At 62.2% G+C, this 15,324-nt stretch carries 16 protein-coding genes, 1 tRNA gene and 1 riboswitch; of the genes, 9 read left to right on the forward strand and 8 right to left on the reverse strand.

The window, feature by feature from the left end:
* Window positions 1-9 precede the first annotated feature (9 nt).
* Window positions 10-2,226: an FAD-dependent oxidoreductase gene (locus ASD00_RS00555; RefSeq protein WP_057204264.1), complete on the forward strand. Its 2,217-nt coding sequence runs from the start codon at window positions 10-12 to the stop codon at window positions 2,224-2,226.
* Window positions 2,227-2,346: 120 nt separating this feature from the next.
* On the opposite strand, the gene ASD00_RS00560 is transcribed toward ASD00_RS00555, so the two are convergent.
* Window positions 2,347-2,631 (reverse strand): GIY-YIG nuclease family protein, encoded by a 285-nt coding sequence (locus ASD00_RS00560; RefSeq protein WP_025425819.1) that lies wholly within the window; start codon window positions 2,629-2,631, stop codon window positions 2,347-2,349.
* Between the two features lie 690 nt (window positions 2,632-3,321).
* Window positions 3,322-4,206 carry a DMT family transporter gene (locus ASD00_RS00565; protein ID WP_025425818.1) on the reverse strand — a complete coding sequence of 295 codons (885 nt, stop codon included), beginning with the start codon at window positions 4,204-4,206 and terminating at the stop codon, window positions 3,322-3,324.
* Between the two features lie 300 nt (window positions 4,207-4,506).
* On the opposite strand from ASD00_RS00565, the gene ASD00_RS00570 reads away from it, so the two are divergent.
* Window positions 4,507-5,091, forward strand: coding sequence for a threonine transporter RhtB (locus ASD00_RS00570; RefSeq protein WP_225906201.1), 585 nt, complete (start codon window positions 4,507-4,509; stop codon window positions 5,089-5,091).
* Between the two features lie 26 nt (window positions 5,092-5,117).
* Here ASD00_RS00570 and ASD00_RS00575 read toward each other — a convergent pair whose 3' ends face one another.
* Window positions 5,118-5,591 (reverse strand): SRPBCC family protein, encoded by a 474-nt coding sequence (locus ASD00_RS00575; protein WP_057204430.1) that lies wholly within the window; start codon window positions 5,589-5,591, stop codon window positions 5,118-5,120.
* A gap of 136 nt (window positions 5,592-5,727) precedes the next feature.
* Between ASD00_RS00575 and ASD00_RS00580 the strand changes: the two genes are divergently transcribed.
* A complete protein-coding gene (locus ASD00_RS00580) occupies window positions 5,728-6,237 on the forward strand; it encodes a helix-turn-helix domain-containing protein (protein ID WP_025425815.1) in 510 nt (169 codons plus the stop codon).
* A gap of 3 nt (window positions 6,238-6,240) precedes the next feature.
* On the opposite strand, the gene ASD00_RS00585 is transcribed toward ASD00_RS00580, so the two are convergent.
* Window positions 6,241-7,329: a calcium:proton antiporter gene (locus ASD00_RS00585; RefSeq protein ID WP_025425814.1), complete on the reverse strand. Its 1,089-nt coding sequence runs from the start codon at window positions 7,327-7,329 to the stop codon at window positions 6,241-6,243.
* Between the two features lie 183 nt (window positions 7,330-7,512).
* Here ASD00_RS00585 and ASD00_RS00590 point away from each other — a divergent pair, with 183 nt between their 5' ends.
* The 4 genes from ASD00_RS00590 (at window position 7,513) to ASD00_RS00605 (ending at window position 10,416) form a co-directional block, all read left to right on the forward strand.
* Complete coding sequence (locus ASD00_RS00590) at window positions 7,513-8,157, forward strand: helix-turn-helix transcriptional regulator (RefSeq protein ID WP_025425813.1); 645 nt, start codon at window positions 7,513-7,515, stop codon at window positions 8,155-8,157.
* 13 nt (window positions 8,158-8,170) lie between these two features.
* Window positions 8,171-9,001 carry a thermonuclease family protein gene (locus ASD00_RS00595; protein WP_025425812.1) on the forward strand — a complete coding sequence of 277 codons (831 nt, stop codon included), beginning with the start codon at window positions 8,171-8,173 and terminating at the stop codon, window positions 8,999-9,001.
* A 93-nt stretch (window positions 9,002-9,094) separates the two neighbouring features.
* A complete protein-coding gene (locus tag ASD00_RS00600) occupies window positions 9,095-9,505 on the forward strand; it encodes a tellurite resistance TerB family protein (RefSeq protein ID WP_025425811.1) in 411 nt (136 codons plus the stop codon).
* 98 nt (window positions 9,506-9,603) lie between these two features.
* Window positions 9,604-10,416, forward strand: coding sequence for a sterol desaturase family protein (locus ASD00_RS00605; protein WP_057204266.1), 813 nt, complete (start codon window positions 9,604-9,606; stop codon window positions 10,414-10,416).
* Between the two features lie 87 nt (window positions 10,417-10,503).
* On the opposite strand, the gene ASD00_RS00610 is transcribed toward ASD00_RS00605, so the two are convergent.
* The 3 genes from ASD00_RS00610 to ASD00_RS00620 form a co-directional block, all read right to left on the reverse strand.
* Window positions 10,504-11,337: a transporter substrate-binding domain-containing protein gene (locus ASD00_RS00610; RefSeq protein WP_038575856.1), complete on the reverse strand. Its 834-nt coding sequence runs from the start codon at window positions 11,335-11,337 to the stop codon at window positions 10,504-10,506.
* 185 nt (window positions 11,338-11,522) lie between these two features.
* Window positions 11,523-11,597: transfer RNA gene (locus ASD00_RS00615), tRNA-Gly, on the reverse strand.
* A gap of 80 nt (window positions 11,598-11,677) precedes the next feature.
* Window positions 11,678-12,775, reverse strand: coding sequence for a 2'-deoxycytidine 5'-triphosphate deaminase (locus tag ASD00_RS00620; protein WP_025425808.1), 1,098 nt, complete (start codon window positions 12,773-12,775; stop codon window positions 11,678-11,680).
* Window positions 12,776-12,849: 74 nt separating this feature from the next.
* A riboswitch (SAM riboswitch) is annotated at window positions 12,850-12,928 on the forward strand.
* A 44-nt stretch (window positions 12,929-12,972) separates the two neighbouring features.
* Between ASD00_RS00620 and ASD00_RS00625 the strand changes: the two genes are divergently transcribed.
* Window positions 12,973-14,157 (forward strand): O-succinylhomoserine sulfhydrylase, encoded by a 1,185-nt coding sequence (locus ASD00_RS00625; RefSeq protein WP_057204268.1) that lies wholly within the window; start codon window positions 12,973-12,975, stop codon window positions 14,155-14,157.
* A 42-nt stretch (window positions 14,158-14,199) separates the two neighbouring features.
* Here the strand turns inward: ASD00_RS00625 and ASD00_RS00630 are convergent, their stop codons facing one another.
* Window positions 14,200-14,814, reverse strand: coding sequence for a CDP-alcohol phosphatidyltransferase family protein (locus ASD00_RS00630; RefSeq protein ID WP_025425806.1), 615 nt, complete (start codon window positions 14,812-14,814; stop codon window positions 14,200-14,202).
* Window positions 14,815-14,925: 111 nt separating this feature from the next.
* Between ASD00_RS00630 and apaG the strand changes: the two genes are divergently transcribed.
* A complete protein-coding gene (apaG, locus tag ASD00_RS00635; protein ID WP_025425805.1) occupies window positions 14,926-15,318 on the forward strand; it encodes a Co2+/Mg2+ efflux protein ApaG in 393 nt (130 codons plus the stop codon).
* Window positions 15,319-15,324 lie beyond the last annotated feature (6 nt).

A 15,324-nucleotide genomic window follows, 5' to 3' on the forward strand; every position in this document is an offset into this window, starting at 1 on the left:
GGGAGAACCATGACGAAGTATACCAATTTCAAGATCGAGACCGATGCCGACGGCATTGCCCTGGTCACCTGGGACATGCCTGAGAAGTCGATGAACGTCTTCACCCAGGAGGTGATGGAAGAGCTGAACGCCATCGTCGACGAGACGACGGCCGATGCCGCCGTCAAGGGCGTCGTCTTCACGTCGGGCAAGTCGTCGTTCTCCGGCGGCGCTGACCTCTCGATGATCAAGTCGATGTTCACCTTCCAGCATGAAGAAAAGAAGAAGGACCCTGATAACGCCGCCCAGAAGCTTTTCGACCTCGTCGGCCGCATGACCGGCTTGTTCCGCAAGCTCGAAACCTCCGGCAAGCCGTGGGTGTCGGCGATCAACGGCACCTGCATGGGCGGCGCCTTCGAGCTTTCGCTCGCCTGCCACGGCCGCGTCGCCTCGAACTCCAAGTCGGTCAAGATCGCCCTGCCTGAAGTCAAGGTCGGTATCTTCCCCGGCGCCGGCGGCACCCAGCGCGTGCCGCGCCTGACCAACGCGCAGGACGCGCTGCAGATGATGACCACCGGCTCGTCGCTGACCGCGGCGCGCGCCAAGGCGCTTGGCCTGGTGCATGAAGTCGTCGACGCCGACAAGCTGGTCGAGGCTGCCAAGGCGATGATCAAGAACGGCCTGAAGCCGGTCCAGCCCTGGGACGAAAAGGGCTACAAGGTACCCGGCGGCGGCATCTGGACCCCGGCCTCGGCCCAGCTCTGGCCGGCTGCCTCCGGTATCCTGCGCCGCGAGACGCAAGGCAACTACCCAGGCGCGATCGCGATCCTCAAATGCGTCTATGAGGGCCTGCAGGTCCCCTTCGACACGGCTCTGAAGATCGAACAGCGCTACTTCACCGAGATCCTTCAGACGACCGAAGCCTTCTCGATGATCCGCTCGCTGTTCGTCTCGATGCAGGAACTCGGCAAGGGTGCCCGCCGCCCGGCCGGCGTGCCGAAGTCCGAGTTCAAGCATGTCGGCGTCGTCGGCGCCGGCTTCATGGGCGCCTCGATCGCCTATGTGACGGCCGCCGCCGGCATCGCCGTCACGCTGATCGACCGCGACATGGAAGCGGCGACCAAGGGCAAGGCCCATTCGGAGGGCCTGGTCAAGGATTCGGTCGGCAAGGGCCGCCTGACCAAGGAAGAAGGCGAAGCGCTGCTTGCGCGCATCACGCCCTCCGCAGACTACAACGACCTGAAGGATGTCGGGCTCGTCGTCGAAGCCGTGTTCGAAGACCGCCAGGTCAAGAAGGACGTGATCGAGAAGGTGGAAGCGGTGATCGGCGAAGACACGATCTTTGCCTCCAACACCTCGACGCTGCCGATCACCGGCCTTGCGAAGAACTCGAAGCGTGCCGGCCAGTTCATCGGCATCCACTTCTTCTCGCCGGTCGAGAAGATGATGCTGACGGAAGTGATCCTCGGCAAGGAGACCGGCGACAAGGCGCTCGCCGTCGCGCTCGACTATGTCGCCGCGATCAGGAAGACGCCGATCGTCGTCAACGACACGCGCGGCTTCTACGTCAACCGCTGCGTCTTCCGCTACATCCACGAAGCCTATGACATGCTGATCGAGGGCGTGCCGCCGGCGATGATCGAAAATGCCGCCAAGATGGCCGGCATGCCGGTTGGCCCGCTGTCGCTCAATGACGAAGTGGCAATCGACCTCAGCCAGAAGATCCTGAAAGCCACCGTCGCCGATCTCGGCGAAAAGGCCGTCGATCCCAAGCACATGGCGCTGATCAACAAGATGGTCGACGACCTCGACCGTCGCGGCCGCAAGAACGGCAAGGGCTTCTACGAATATCCGGCAAAGCCCGCGAAGAAGTACCTGTGGCCGGAGCTGAAGACGCTCTATCCGCAAGAGAATGCCGACAAGATCGACGTCGAGGTGCTGAAGCAGCGCTTCCTGGCAACGATCGCGCTCGAAGCGGCCCGCACCATGGAAGAAGGCATCGTCACCGATCCGCGCGAAGCCGACGTCGGCTCGATCCTCGGCTTCGGCTTTGCGCCCTACACCGGCGGCACTCTCTCCTACATCGACGGCATGGGCGCCAAGGCCTTCGTCAAGATGTGCGAGAAGCTTGCCAAGGACTATGGCAGCCACTTCAAGCCGACGGCACTGCTGAAGGAAATGGCCGAACGCGGCGAAACCTTCTACGGCCGCTTCGACCCCTACGGCGAGAAGAAGCAGGCGGCGTAAAAGATCCCACCGAACATGCAGACAGGCTCCTCACGGAGCCTGTTTTCGTTTGTTGGAAATCTCAGATGAGTTGGCTACATCGCGACATAAGGTGCCGCAGAAGCGACCCTCGCCAATTTGTCACCACAATTCCTCATAGAGATCGCGCCAGTCCGGATTCATGCGCTCGATCAGGTCGAGTTTCCATTGGCGATACCAGCGCTTCAGAGATTTCTCACGCTGGATTGCAGAGCCGATCTGAAGGTGCTCTTCGTACCAAACCAACCGGGCGCACCCGTATTTTGAAGTGAACCCGGGCATCAAGCCTTCGCGATGCTCATAGATCCGGCGCGCAAGATCGGATGTTACGCCGATGTAGAGCGTCCCTTTCTTCTGATTGGTCACGATGTAGACATAGCCCGCCATGCGCGCGAATAGTGATGGCCGCTGCTCGTTCTGGTCAAGTCCAGATCGGAGTGGCGAGATGCATTGGTGATGCGGGAAAACAACCGGGATAAGAGAGGACCAATGATCCTCGCAATACACCCTTGCGTTATTGCTCGGGCGCATGGATCCTCGGGTCAAGCCCGAGGATGACTGTCGGAGGACGAGCCGATTTCCTTTTGATCCGAGAATAGGTGCGTCTTCTACTCTGGCAGGCTTCCCTTGGTGCCTGTCCGCGTCGCGAACGCTGGCGCAGAGAAACGTCTTCCCGTCGGGGAAAATGAAGCGTTCCGGCACCGCGACATGGGGCACTGAACGCACTTTGAGCATCACTTCGGTAGCATTTGTCTTCAGCCGGCCCTCCACCCGTCATCCTCGGGCTTGACCCGAGGATCCAGACCCGTTCGCGGCGCTAACCGATCGGTCCTTGCGTCAAGCCCGAGGAGCGCGGAGGAGAGAACGTTGCCGCGCGCCGGCAATCTTCTGCGCAGTCACTGCTGCCGTCGGGCGCTACCAAAGCACCGGCGCATCGGCGCGATTGGCCGGATCGGCCCAGTAAAGCGACGTCAGGACTTTGGCGAGGTGGCCGAATTCGGTGTAGCAATGCTGGAGCAGACCGGGCCGATGGCATCATGCCAGCTGGACAATCGAGCTACCGCTGCTTGAGGCGGGCTAAACCTCGGCAACCACCCGCCGATGGGCCAAGCGCTCGCCGACAATGATCGTCAGTCCGGCGACGAAGATAAGGCCGGCGCCGGCAAAGACGTTGCTCGCCGGAATATCGCCCCAGATCAGGAAGCCGAGGCCGAAGGCCCAGACGAGTGAGGTATATTCGAACGGTGCGATCACCGAGATCGGCGCCCGGCGCATGCCCTCGAACAGCGCATATTGCGCGATGCCGGCGATCACCCCCGTGCCCGCCATCAGCGCGAGATCGAACAGCGCCGGCGGCGTCCAGTAGAAGCCGACGGCAAGCCCGGTCATTGCGATGAAGAAGACGTTGGAGATCGTCATCTGCGTCAGTGTCGTCTCCTGGAGCGCGGTCTTGCGCAGCATCACCGTACCGATCGCCCAGAACACGGCGGCCATCAGCGCCAGGAAAACCGGCAGCGAGAGCCTCATGCCCGTTCCAAGCGGATCGCAGGCGATCAGCACGCCGATGAAGCCGAGCAGCACCGCGAACCAGCGGATTGGTGGCACGTCTTCCTTGAGGATCGGGACGGCCAGCAGCGTCACCACGATCGGCGCGGCGTAATAAAGCGTGGTCATTTCGGCAAGGGCGAGATCGCGGGCCGCATTGAAATAGGAAAGCCAGGCGGCCAGCAGCAACAGGTTGCGCACGAACAGCGGCTTGACGACGGGCGACGAGATCGCGCGGCGCACGAGCCTGCCCCGGCCGATCACCAGACACAGGAGGAGAATGGTGATGCTGCGGGTAAACAGGATCTGCCAGACCGAATAGCCGACCACCAGCCATTTGACCGACGCATCCTGCAGCGAGAACAGCAAATAGGAAAACGTCGTCATCACGATGCCGGAAAGCACTGTCTTGTTCATGGAAAGCCCCGATGGCAGCCGGGAGAAAAGGCGGCAGCGCCCGTCTGATAGCGCGCCGCCGCTCAAGGCGGAAGAGGTGGCGGCAGCCTGCGCTGTGGCGAAATCTTGGAGTGTGTTCGTACTTTCGCTTGATGGAGATCAAGGCCCCGGACCGGCCTCTTCGCTACGCATGAAGCAACCAGGTCGGGGTCGGTCCCGGGAGTTATGCAGAAAGTCTCAGTGCGGCGGCAACAGGAGCGTATCCAGATTGATGCGCGATGCTGTACATGACCGCAATATCGCCGCGAAACCGGATCCTCGATGATGCAACCGCTCGCCTTCACCCTTTCCGCCCTCGTCCTCTTGGCGACGCCGGGCCCGACGAACACCTTGCTCTGGCTCTCCGGCGCCGCGGTCGGTTTTCGGCGCTCGGCGCAGCTGCTCCTAGGCGAACTCGGCGGTTATCTCGCGGTGATCATTCCAGCCGTGGCGCTGCTTGCGCCATTTCTCGCGGCGCATCCGCAGATCGGGCTCGCGCTCCGGATCGTGGCTGCCTTCTGGGTCCTTTTCCTCGCCTATGCACTGTGGACCACCGGTGACGACAACCGGGCTTCGCCCGAGATCACCACCCAACGGGTGTTCGTTACGACGCTTCTCAATCCCAAGGCCCTGATCGTAGCCCTGGTGCTTTTGCCGCAGACCGGACTGGTGGCGACGATACCGTGGATCACAGGGTTTTCGCTGCTCGTCGTTGTCGCCGGCTCGTTCTGGATCGGCGCCGGCGCCATGCTCATCCGGCTGTCGCGCGGCGCGCACATGTCCAATCTGCCGCGCCGCATTGCCGCCGTCTGTCTCGCGGTGTTCTCCTTCGGCATCGCCGGCAGCGCGCTGGCAACGATGCTTTAATGCCGCAGATCCGCAGCGATGGCAGATCAGGCGGCTTCCGCCGTCTCGCCGAGTTCGGTGCCAAGCGCGGCGATCAACTCTTCCCAGCCCTCACGCCGATAGGCGACCTGGTCGAGCCCATCAAGAAAGGCCGCCTGCTCGGTGAAGACGATACGCGTGCCGGCGCCGTGCGGCTGGATATCGACGGTTGCCACCGAAGCGGAAATCCGCCGCTCGTTCTCAGCCATCGTATAGGCCGAGATGATGCGCCGGTTCTCGACGATATCGAGGTAAACAGTGTCGTTGTGATAGAAGGTCTTGCCGTCCTTGCTGAAGCGGCCGCTCTCGCGCCCGCCGACGCGGAAGTCGTGGCCATATTCGGCGACCGGCCACCCGTCCGCCTTGACGAACCAACGGTCGTGCGCCGCCGGATCGGCGAAGGCGCGAAAGACCTGTTCGGGCGTCGCGTTGAAAACCCGTTCGATGGTGAAGCTCGCATGTTCCACGGAATTGGCACTCATGATCTTCTCCTCTTCGATCCATTTGCGCAGACGCACCAGCGCTTCCGCGCGCAGCCAGATAACTGATTTCATTTTGAAAGCAGTTGCAAGATAATTCCACTGATGCAATAATGCAAGCAGTTTTGAAAGGACCCCAATGAAAGACGATCATCGCTCCGGCTGCCCGATCAATCTCTCGCTCGAGGTCTTTGGCGACAAATGGAGCCTGCTGATCGTCCGCGACATGATCTTCGGGGGCAAAAGGCACTTCCGCGAACTGCTGCGATCGCAGGAGGGCATCTCGTCGAACATTCTTGCTGATCGGCTGAAGATGCTTGTCGAGCAGGGAATGCTGACCAAGACGGATGACCCGACGCACAAGCAGAAGGCCATCTACAGCCTCACAGAAATGACCATCGCGCTGGTGCCGATCATGGCGCATCTCGGCGCCTGGGGGCGGCGCTACCTGCCCGTCAGCGAAGAGCTCAGCATCCGGGCCGAACTGATGGAAACCGGCGGGCCTGAGCTCTGGAACCGCTTCATGGACGAGCTTCGCTACGAGCATCTCGGACTGGCCCTCGATGGTCCGCCGCGCGTGCGCGCGACATTGCAGGCAGCCTTTGAGGATGTCGTCGCCCGCAAGACCAGGGAAAACGCGGTCGCTTGAGGACTACAAACCGATAGCCGAAAGCATGACGAAGGTGGAAAACAGCACGAAATGCGTCATGCCCTCGATGGCATTGGTTTGACCGTCGTTGAGATTGATCGCTGCAACGATCAGCGTGATCGCCACCATCACCGTCTGCACCGGCGACATCGCCATGATGAAAGGCTGGCCGGTGTAAAGCGCAATCGCCTCCATCACCGGCACGGTCAGGATCACGGTCGACAGCGATGCTCCGAGCGCGATGTTGACGACCGCCTGCATGCGATTGGCAAGTGCTGCACGCATCGCCGTCATGATCTCGGGCGACGCCGAGATTGCGGCGACGACGATGGCGGCGACGGCCGGCGGCGCGCCGCTCCCCTTGAGGCCTGAGGTCAGCAGCCCCGACATGATTTCGGCAAGCGCGCCGATCAGCACCACGCCAATGAGCAGGATCACGATCGACGGCAGCACCGGCTCGTCGGGTTCACCGGCATCATCAATCCCGTCGCTCCTCGCCCGGGGGTAGCTGTAGCTGAAGAAGTAGCTGTGCACCCCCACCTGCATGCGCAGGAACAGCGTGTAGAGCATGATCATCGCGCCGATGGTGAAGGCGGAATAGAAGTGCCACCTCGCGGCCGGCACGAATTCGGGCACGACCATCGAAATGCCCATCGCCGTCAGGATCATGACGCTGTAGGTGCGCGCGGAATTGTCGTTGTAGGGTTGCTCTCCGTGTTTCAGCCCGCCAAGCAGCGCGGCAAGACCGAGAATGCCGTTGATATCGAGCATCACGGCGGAATAGATCGTGTCGCGCACCAGCGTCGGCGAACTCTCGCCGGTCATCATGATCGCCAGAATGATCACTTCCACCAGCACGGCGGACAGCGTCAGGATCATCGTGCCATAGGGGTCGCCGACCTTGGCCGCGAGGACTTCGGCGTGATGGGCGACCCGCATCGACGCCAGCACGATCGCACCCACCAATGCGGCCGCCCCAACGAGCGAAGCTACCTGCCCCATTTCGAGCAAGGGGTGCTCCAGCACAAAACCGGCAATCGCGGCAACCAAGGCGGCGAACAGCAGACGTTCGGATTTCAGCACCGCCAACAAATGAGCCCCCTCGCCGGCTAAACTCAAGCAACGACAAGGACTATAGAAGCGGGCCACTCTATTTCAATCGGAACGACCAAGGATTATTTTCCTCCCTGTTCTTTACCACCCTGGCCGGCTTGGTTAATCTACTGTCGAATAAGGACGTGCGGCCGTCGCCGCCCTGCCGCGGAACAGACATTCATGCTGTCACACGACACCATCTGGCACGCCATCGATGCGTTGGCCGAGCGCCACCAGCTCTCGCCGTCCGGGCTTGCGCGCCGCGCCGGGCTCGACCCGACGTCCTTCAACAAATCCAAGCGCCAGTCCGCCGATGGCCGCGAGCGCTGGCCGTCGACGGAATCGATCGCCAAGGTGCTGGATGCGACCGGTGCGACCATCGACCAGTTCATGGCGCTGATGCGCCCTGACGCCGCCCGAACCGAGCCGTATAAACCCGCCATACCGCTGATCGGTTTTGCCCAGGCTGGCGCTGGCGGCTTCTTCGACGATGGCGGGTTTCCGGCCGGCCAGGGCTGGGACGTCGTCGATTTCCCGGCGGCGGCCGAGCGACGCGCCGGCATCTATGCGCTCGAGATCCAGGGCGAAAGCATGCTGCCGCTCTATCGCGACGGCGACGTTCTGATCGTCGACCCGGGCGCGCAGGTCCGGCGCGGCGACCGTGTCGTGGTCAAGACCCGCGAAGGCGAGGTTATGGCGAAAATCCTGGTGCGGCATACTCCACGCAATATCGAACTGCTATCGCTCAATCCGGAACATCCCAACCGGAGTTTCGAGATGAGCGAAGTCGAATGGATTGCCCGGATCATCTGGGCCAGCCAATAGGACATCTTTCCTGATGCGGCAGCAACTGGTCACCCTGGCAGGCGGGATTGCCGCCATAGCGCTCTATACCGGCATCCTCTATGCCGGCGCCACGACGATCCGCGACCGGGAAAGTGGCGCCACGCCGGACTTCGTGCTCGAAACGCCCGACATGGGGGAAACGCAGCCTGAGGTCGGCGCCGAAGACGTGCCGTTCGACATGACGGCCCCTGAACAGAACGACACGGTGCCTGATGGTGGCCAGAGCGAAAGCAGCTCCCACTCGACCGAGACCACTGCCCGCGCCATCGAACCGCAACAGTTTGGTCTGCCCGACGAAGTCACGACGAAGCCACTCGAACGCATAGAACCGCGAACGCCGCTGTCGGATACCGACAGGGACAAGCCGAAGGCGCCGACGGTCCTCCAACAGCCGATGGCGCTCGCCGCCGGGCTCATCCGCTTCGGCAAGATAACACTGCAACTCGACGGCATCGAGCCGGAAGCGGCGGAACGGACCTGCGAAAGCGCCGGCAAAAGCTGGCCCTGCGGCATGGTCGCCCGGACCGCCTTCCGCAACTTCCTGCGTGCCCGTGCGGTCAACTGCGACATCCCCGGAGACGGAACGGGCGAGACCGTCACCGCCCGGTGCACCGTCGGCGGCCAGGATCCTGCCGCCTGGCTGGTTGCCAATGGCTGGGCGACACCGTTGCCGGGCTCGGTGCTTGAAGAGCAGGCCGAAGCGGCACGCAAGTCAAGGCTTGGCTTCTACGGCGATGACCCGCGCGATTTTCGCCAAACGCCGATGCCGTTCGACGATCCGAGCGCCGCTGCAACGATGGACGAAGCGGCACCGGACTTGTAAGGAACGGCGGAACACACCAGTTCTTCCTACAGCGCCGCGCGTCTTATTAGACGCGCAGACGTCGCTGCAGCAGACACTTTGCGGAAAGCCTCCATGCCACCCAACCTCAGCCAGCACGAAGCCCTTGTCTATGTCATGGTGATGATGTCGGCGGTCGACCGGGAGATGAGCGACGACGAGTTCGCGCGCATCGGCAGGCTCGTGCAGTTTCTTCCCGCCTTCGAAGGCTTCGACGAGGACCAGCTTGTGCTCGTCGGCCACGAATGCTCAGCCCAGCTTGCCGCCCCTGAAGGCCTCGACATCGTGCTTGAGATCGTTCGCGAGGCGCTGCCGGAGAGGCTTTACGAGACGGCTTATGCGCTCGCCGTCGAGATTGCGGCCGCCGACCAGCGCATCCGCAACGAGGAGATCCGCCTTTTGCAGTTGCTGCGTGATCGCCTCGGCCTCGACAAGCTTACCTGCGCTGCAATCGAACGCGGCGCGCTCGCCCGCTTCCGCAGGTAACGGCGGGCCGATCCGGCCGGTTCACGTCAACGTGTCTTGGCGCTCTCCTGCCGAAGCGTGATATCGCTTCACCGAAAAACGGCAGCGAGGCCTGAGGGATGCAGCTTTTCGGCGTGACCGAACCCATGTGGCGCCTTTTGGCCTTTCTCTCGGTCTTTGCCGCCATGGCGGCGCTCGAGCTTCTGCACCCGAGGCTGGAGCGGCCGGAACTGCAAAAGGCGCTGAAGGCGCGCCGCTGGTTTACCAACCTCTCTATCCTGGTTCTGTCCTCGCTTTCGCTGCGGCTGATCTTCCCGGCCGCTGCCACGGGCGCGGCACTCTGGGCTGAAGCGCGGGGATACGGCCTGCTGCCGGCATTGGGCGTTCCTCCGCTCGTGGCCGGCGCAATCGCCTTCGTCTTGCTCGACTTCGCCGTCTGGCTGGAACATGTCGCCTTTCACAAGGTCCCCGCCCTATGGCGAATGCACCGGGTTCATCACGCCGACCCGGGCGTCGACCTGACCACGGCGCTGCGCTTTCATCCGCTGGAGATCGTCGTCTCGATGATCTGGAAGATTGCCGTCGTCGTCGCGCTCGGCACACCTGCCGTCGCCGTGCTGATGTTCGAGATCGTGCTGAATGCCGCTGCCATGTTCAACCATGCCAATCTGCGGCTGCCACCCCGCCTCGACCGGGCGCTGCGGCCGCTGATCGTCACGCCCGACATGCACCGCATCCACCACTCGACCGAGCGCTCGGAAACGGATTCGAACTACGGCTTCAACCTGGCGATCTGGGACCGGCTGTTCTCGACCTATACGGATCGGCCGCGACGGGGCGACGATGCGATCGAAACGGGGTTGACCGCCTATGGCCGCAGCGAGCCGACCAAGCTTTTGTGGTCGTTACTCCTGCCCTTCCGTCGCAGTTGATTTGGAGCATGTCCGCGCAAAGTGTGCGGCGGTTTGGCGACATAAACTGCAGAGCGTTTCTGTCTCAGAGGAGCCGCTGAAACGCTCCTAGTAAATTCCGTTCGGGAAATAGCGCAGGTAGATCTCGTCGAGCCGCCCACTGCGCGAAAGCGCCAGCAAGGCGTGATCGATCGCCTGCGTCAGCGCCGGCTCGGCCTTGCGGTTCATGATCGTCAGGCCCTCGCCAAGAAAGCGTTGCGAGAAATAGGCGCCGTCGACAAGCGCGCAGCATCCGGCGGCAGCGCTGCCGGACACCCAGAAGGAAAGCTGCATGCCGTCGGAAAAGACGGCTGCGACCTCGCCCTTCTGCAGAGCGGCGAGCATGGCATCGCGATCGGGAAAGATCCTGGCTTCAAGCTTGGGGAAAAAGGCCCTGAACATCACCTCATGCGTGGTGCCGGAAACGACGCCCACCGCCTTGCCCTTCAGGCCCGACGGATCGGAGACGGCGCCGGCTGCCTTGGTGTTGACGGCGAAGCGCGCAGGAAGCCGTATGAACGGCCTGGAGAAGCCGAAGCGCTGACGCAGTTCCGGACTGACGGAGATGCCGGCGGCGACCGCCTCGCCCTGTCCCTCTTCCAGCGCCGGGAGCAGCTCGGCATAGGTGACCGCCTGGATCTGGCATTTGGCTTCGATATCGAGTTCGCGGCAGATCTCGCGCACCAGGTCGACATGGAAGCCCGAAAGCTTGCCCGATTGGTCGATGAAGTTGAACGGCGGGAAATCCACCGTGGTCAGGAACCGTAGGCGCGCAAGGCCGGTCAGATCCGGCTTGGCAATGCGCTCGCGCGCATCGAACAGATTGGGCAGATCCCTGGGCTGGGCGGCAAGCGAACCGGCCATCAGATACACGCACAGAGCCAGCAGTCGGTGGATTTTCATGGGCAATGGCCAGCGCGTCTCTTGGTGGTACCGCACGGCCAGCGCGGCCGCAGATGATTCATGGGTGATGACAAGATTAGCCGGATGGAACCGGGCTGGCTACTGGCTTCGGCGTCCGACGGTTCGGGCCGTCGCACGCAGGAGTGCCGGCTCAAAGCGCGATGGGCTGACATTGAAGAAAAAAGTGGAGCGGGTGATCGGGATCGAACCGACGACATCAAGCTTGGGAAGCTGGCGTTCTACCACTGAACTACACCCGCAGCGCTTCGGAAACTTCCTCAACCGCATGCATCTGTCAAGGACCGTTGCGCCGCGTTGCCGCGCAACGGCACTTTTTCTGTTACTCCGCGTGGAAATGCTTGGAGAGCTTGAGACCCTGAGCCTGATAGTTGGAGCCAAGACCGAGGCCGTAAAGTCCCTCCGGGCGTTCCAGCATATGTTCATAGACCAGCCGGCCGACGATCTGGCCATGCTCGAGGATGAAGGGAACCTCGTGGCTGCGGACTTCGAGCACCGCTCGGCTGCCGCTGCCGCCGGCAGAGGCATGGCCGAAGCCCGGATCGAAGAAGCCGGCATAATGCACGCGGAATTCACCGACCAATGGATCGAACGGCGTCATCTCGGCAGCGTAGAGCGGCGGAACATGCACAGCTTCGCGCGAAACGAGGATGTAGAATTCGTCGGGATCGAGGATCAGCTCGTCGCGGCCACGGCTATAGAGCGGCTCCCAGAAGTCGAACACGGCATGCTGCGCCTTCTTGTCGACATCGACGACCGCGGTGTGATGCTTGCCGCGGTAGCCGATCAGTCCGTCCGGGCCCGTACCCTTGAGATCGATCGAGAGCGCGATCCCGCCGCCGCTGACATTGGGCTTGTCGCTCGCAACCAGCATATCGCTTTCATGCAGCGCCAGCAGTTCCTGCTCGGAGAGCAGCGACTGGCCGGTGCGGAAGCGGATCTGCGACAGGCGCGAACCGCGCCGCACGACGATCGGGAAGGTGCGCGGGCTGATTTCGAGGTAAAGCGGTCCGCGATATCCAGCCGGGATCTTGTCGAACTCCTGGGCGCGATCGGTGATGACGCGGGTGAAGATGTCGAGGCGACCGGTCGAGCTCTTCGGATTTGCCGAAGCCGACATGGTCTCCGGCAGATCGAGGCTTTCCATCAGCGGCACGATATAAACGCAGCCGGTTTCCAGCACGGCGCCGTCGGAGAGATCGACGACATGCAGTTTCAGCCGGTCGAGCTTGTCGGCAACGAGATGCGCCGGCCCCGGCATGAAGCTCGCGCGCACGCGAAATGCCTTGGCGCCGAGGCGCAGGTCGAGGCTTGCCGGCTGGATCTGATCGGTATCCAGCGCCTTTTCGCTTTTCAAGCGTCCGGTCGCAAACAGCGCGGCGATCGCGCGGTCGGCCAAAATCCCAGTCTCGCGGCCCATTTCGATCCTCTTTTCAGTTGCGAGACAAAACCAAACTCCAGGAATTGACGCAAGCGCACCCAAGCAGTATTGGAGCTTTATCCCGTGGTGATTTGGCCGGTCGGCTTGCAGCCACGTTAAACAAGTAGCTAAAAAGGCCGGGTTTCAAACCGGCCCTTCACGCGGCCGGTTTTTTTGTTTTTGAAGGTGATCGTCACATGAGCAAAAACTGGCGCCCGGCAACCCAACTCGTCCACGGCGGAACGACCCGCTCCCAGCACGGCGAGACGTCCGAGGCGATCTTCCTCACCCAGGGCTTCGTCTACGAGACATCCGAGGCGGCGGAAGCACGCTTCAAGGGCGAGACCGAAGGCTTCATCTATGCCCGTTACGGCAGCCCTACCAACGACATGTTTGAAAAGCGCATGTGCATGCTGGAAGGCGCCGAAGACGCGCGCGCCACGGCATCAGGCATGGCTGCCGTCACTGCCGCCATTTTATGCCAGCTGAAGGCCGGCGACCACATCGTTGCCGCCCGCGCCCTCTTCGGCTCCTGCCGCTGGGTGGTCGAGACGCTGGCCCCGAAATACGGCATCGAATGCACGCTGGTCGACGGACGCGATCTCGCGAACTGGGAAAAGGCGATCCAGAAGAACACCAAGGTCTTCTTCCTGGAAAGCCCGACCAACCCGACGCTGGAAGTGATCGACATTTCAGGCGTTTCTCGGCTCGCCAACCAGATCGGCGCCAAGGTCGTGGTCGACAACGTCTTCGCCACGCCGCTGTTTCAGAAGCCGCTGGAACTCGGCGCGCATATCGTCGTCTATTCCGCCACCAAGCATATCGACGGCCAGGGCCGGTGCCTCGGTGGCGTGGTTCTGTCCGACAAGGACTGGATCAACGAGCATCTGCATGACTACTTCCGCCACACCGGCCCGGCGATGTCGCCGTTCAACGCCTGGACGTTGCTGAAGGGCATCGAGACGCTGCCGCTGCGCGTCAAGCAGCAGACCGAAAACGCCCGTCGCGTCGCCGACTTCCTCGCCGAGCGGCCGCAGATCGCCAAGGTGATCTACCCCGGCCGCGCGGACCATCCGCAGGCCGACATCATCGCCAAGCAGATGACCGGCGGTTCGACCCTTGTCGCCTTCGAACTCAAGGGCGGCAAGGATGCGGCCTTCGCACTGCAGAACGCACTGCAGATCGCCCGCATCTCCAACAATCTTGGCGATTCCAAAAGCCTGATCACCCATCCGGCGACGACGACGCACAAGAACCTGACGGACGAAGCTCGCGACGAGCTCGGCATTTCCGCCGGCACCGTTCGTTTCTCCGCCGGTATCGAGGACAGCGACGACATCGTCGAGGACTTCGCCCGCGCGCTGAAGACCGTCAAGGCCTGATACCCACGAACAAGACGGCCGCCCCGAGATCGGCGGCGGCCGCTACTCGACGTCGCGAAAACGCGTTCGCGCGAGCACAATGCGCGATAGCGCGGTGTAGAGGCAGACGACCGCAAACAGCGCCGCCAGCAGCGGAAACCACGTCGGGAACAGGCAGAAGGCCAGGAAGGCGGCGATCGTCTCCGTCGCCTCGGCAAGCCCGGTGGTGAAGTAGAGCGATTTTGCCCCCCGCACATCCGTCGTCATCGCTCGCTTTTCGGCCATAATGGCATAGGCGAGAAAACTCGATCCGTTGACGTAGAACGAGAAGAGCAGCAGACCGCCGACAAGACCGTTGGCCTGCGGATCGGCGCCGATGAAGCCGAGCGGGATGGCACCGTAGAAGGCGAAGTCGAGCACGATGTCGAGGAAACCACCGAAATCGGTTTTGCGCGTGGCGCGTGCCACCGCACCATCAAGTCCATCGCAAAGCCGGCTAACGACGATAACAATGGCGGCGGCAAGGTAGTATTGTCCGGCAATGAGGACAGCGGCAACGAGGCCGAGCGCGAGGCCGGTGATCGTGACCGCATTGGCACCGACACCCCCGCGGGCAAGTGCTGCACCGAGCCGATCCAGTATCGGATCCAGATGTTTTCTCACCGCGCCATCAAGCATCGGCCTCGCCTTTCCGCAGACTTGCCGCCGACGCATGCAATCCTGCCGTTATTCTTGACGAAACCATCTTGCTGTAGAATACCCTGAAAGACTTGAAACAAGGTGTTGCTCATGTATCGCGCGCTCACTCGCGACATAGAAGTTACGGTGGAGCCTTATTATCTGGAAGAGCAATCTGATCCGGATGACAGCCGCTATGTCTGGGGCTACCGCATCGTCATCGCCAACCATTCGGCCGAGTCGGTTCGGCTGATGACACGCTACTGGCATATTACCGACGAGAACGGCCAGGTGGACGAAGTCAGCGGGCCCGGTGTCATCGGAGAGCAACCGTTGCTGAACCCCGGCGATACCTACGAATATTCCTCCGGATGCCCGCTCGATACGCCGTCCGGCGTCATGTTCGGCCACTACAGCATGGAATCGGAAGGCGGAGAACACTTCAACGTGGCAATCCCCGCCTTCTCGCTTGATTCACCAGGGCTCGTTCGAACCCTGAATTGAGGCATC

The sequence above is a fragment of the Ensifer sp. Root31 genome, from assembly GCF_001424825.1.
GTDB lineage: Bacteria > Pseudomonadota > Alphaproteobacteria > Rhizobiales > Rhizobiaceae > Ensifer > Ensifer canadensis.

Coding starts and splice junctions, on each gene's coding strand:
- ASD00_RS00555 (WP_057204264.1), top strand. CDS start 10: ATGACGAAGTATACCAATTTCAAGATCGAGACCGATGCCGACGGCATT.
- ASD00_RS00560 (WP_025425819.1), bottom strand. CDS start 2,631: ATGGCGGGCTATGTCTACATCGTGACCAATCAGAAGAAAGGGACGCTC.
- ASD00_RS00565 (WP_025425818.1), bottom strand. CDS start 4,206: ATGAACAAGACAGTGCTTTCCGGCATCGTGATGACGACGTTTTCCTAT.
- ASD00_RS00570 (WP_225906201.1), top strand. CDS start 4,507: ATGATGCAACCGCTCGCCTTCACCCTTTCCGCCCTCGTCCTCTTGGCG.
- ASD00_RS00575 (WP_057204430.1), bottom strand. CDS start 5,591: ATGAGTGCCAATTCCGTGGAACATGCGAGCTTCACCATCGAACGGGTT.
- ASD00_RS00580 (WP_025425815.1), top strand. CDS start 5,728: ATGAAAGACGATCATCGCTCCGGCTGCCCGATCAATCTCTCGCTCGAG.
- ASD00_RS00590 (WP_025425813.1), top strand. CDS start 7,513: ATGCTGTCACACGACACCATCTGGCACGCCATCGATGCGTTGGCCGAG.
- ASD00_RS00595 (WP_025425812.1), top strand. CDS start 8,171: ATGCGGCAGCAACTGGTCACCCTGGCAGGCGGGATTGCCGCCATAGCG.
- ASD00_RS00600 (WP_025425811.1), top strand. CDS start 9,095: ATGCCACCCAACCTCAGCCAGCACGAAGCCCTTGTCTATGTCATGGTG.
- ASD00_RS00605 (WP_057204266.1), top strand. CDS start 9,604: ATGCAGCTTTTCGGCGTGACCGAACCCATGTGGCGCCTTTTGGCCTTT.
- ASD00_RS00610 (WP_038575856.1), bottom strand. CDS start 11,337: ATGAAAATCCACCGACTGCTGGCTCTGTGCGTGTATCTGATGGCCGGT.
- ASD00_RS00620 (WP_025425808.1), bottom strand. CDS start 12,775: ATGGGCCGCGAGACTGGGATTTTGGCCGACCGCGCGATCGCCGCGCTG.
- ASD00_RS00625 (WP_057204268.1), top strand. CDS start 12,973: ATGAGCAAAAACTGGCGCCCGGCAACCCAACTCGTCCACGGCGGAACG.
- ASD00_RS00630 (WP_025425806.1), bottom strand. CDS start 14,814: ATGCTTGATGGCGCGGTGAGAAAACATCTGGATCCGATACTGGATCGG.
- apaG (WP_025425805.1), top strand. CDS start 14,926: ATGTATCGCGCGCTCACTCGCGACATAGAAGTTACGGTGGAGCCTTAT.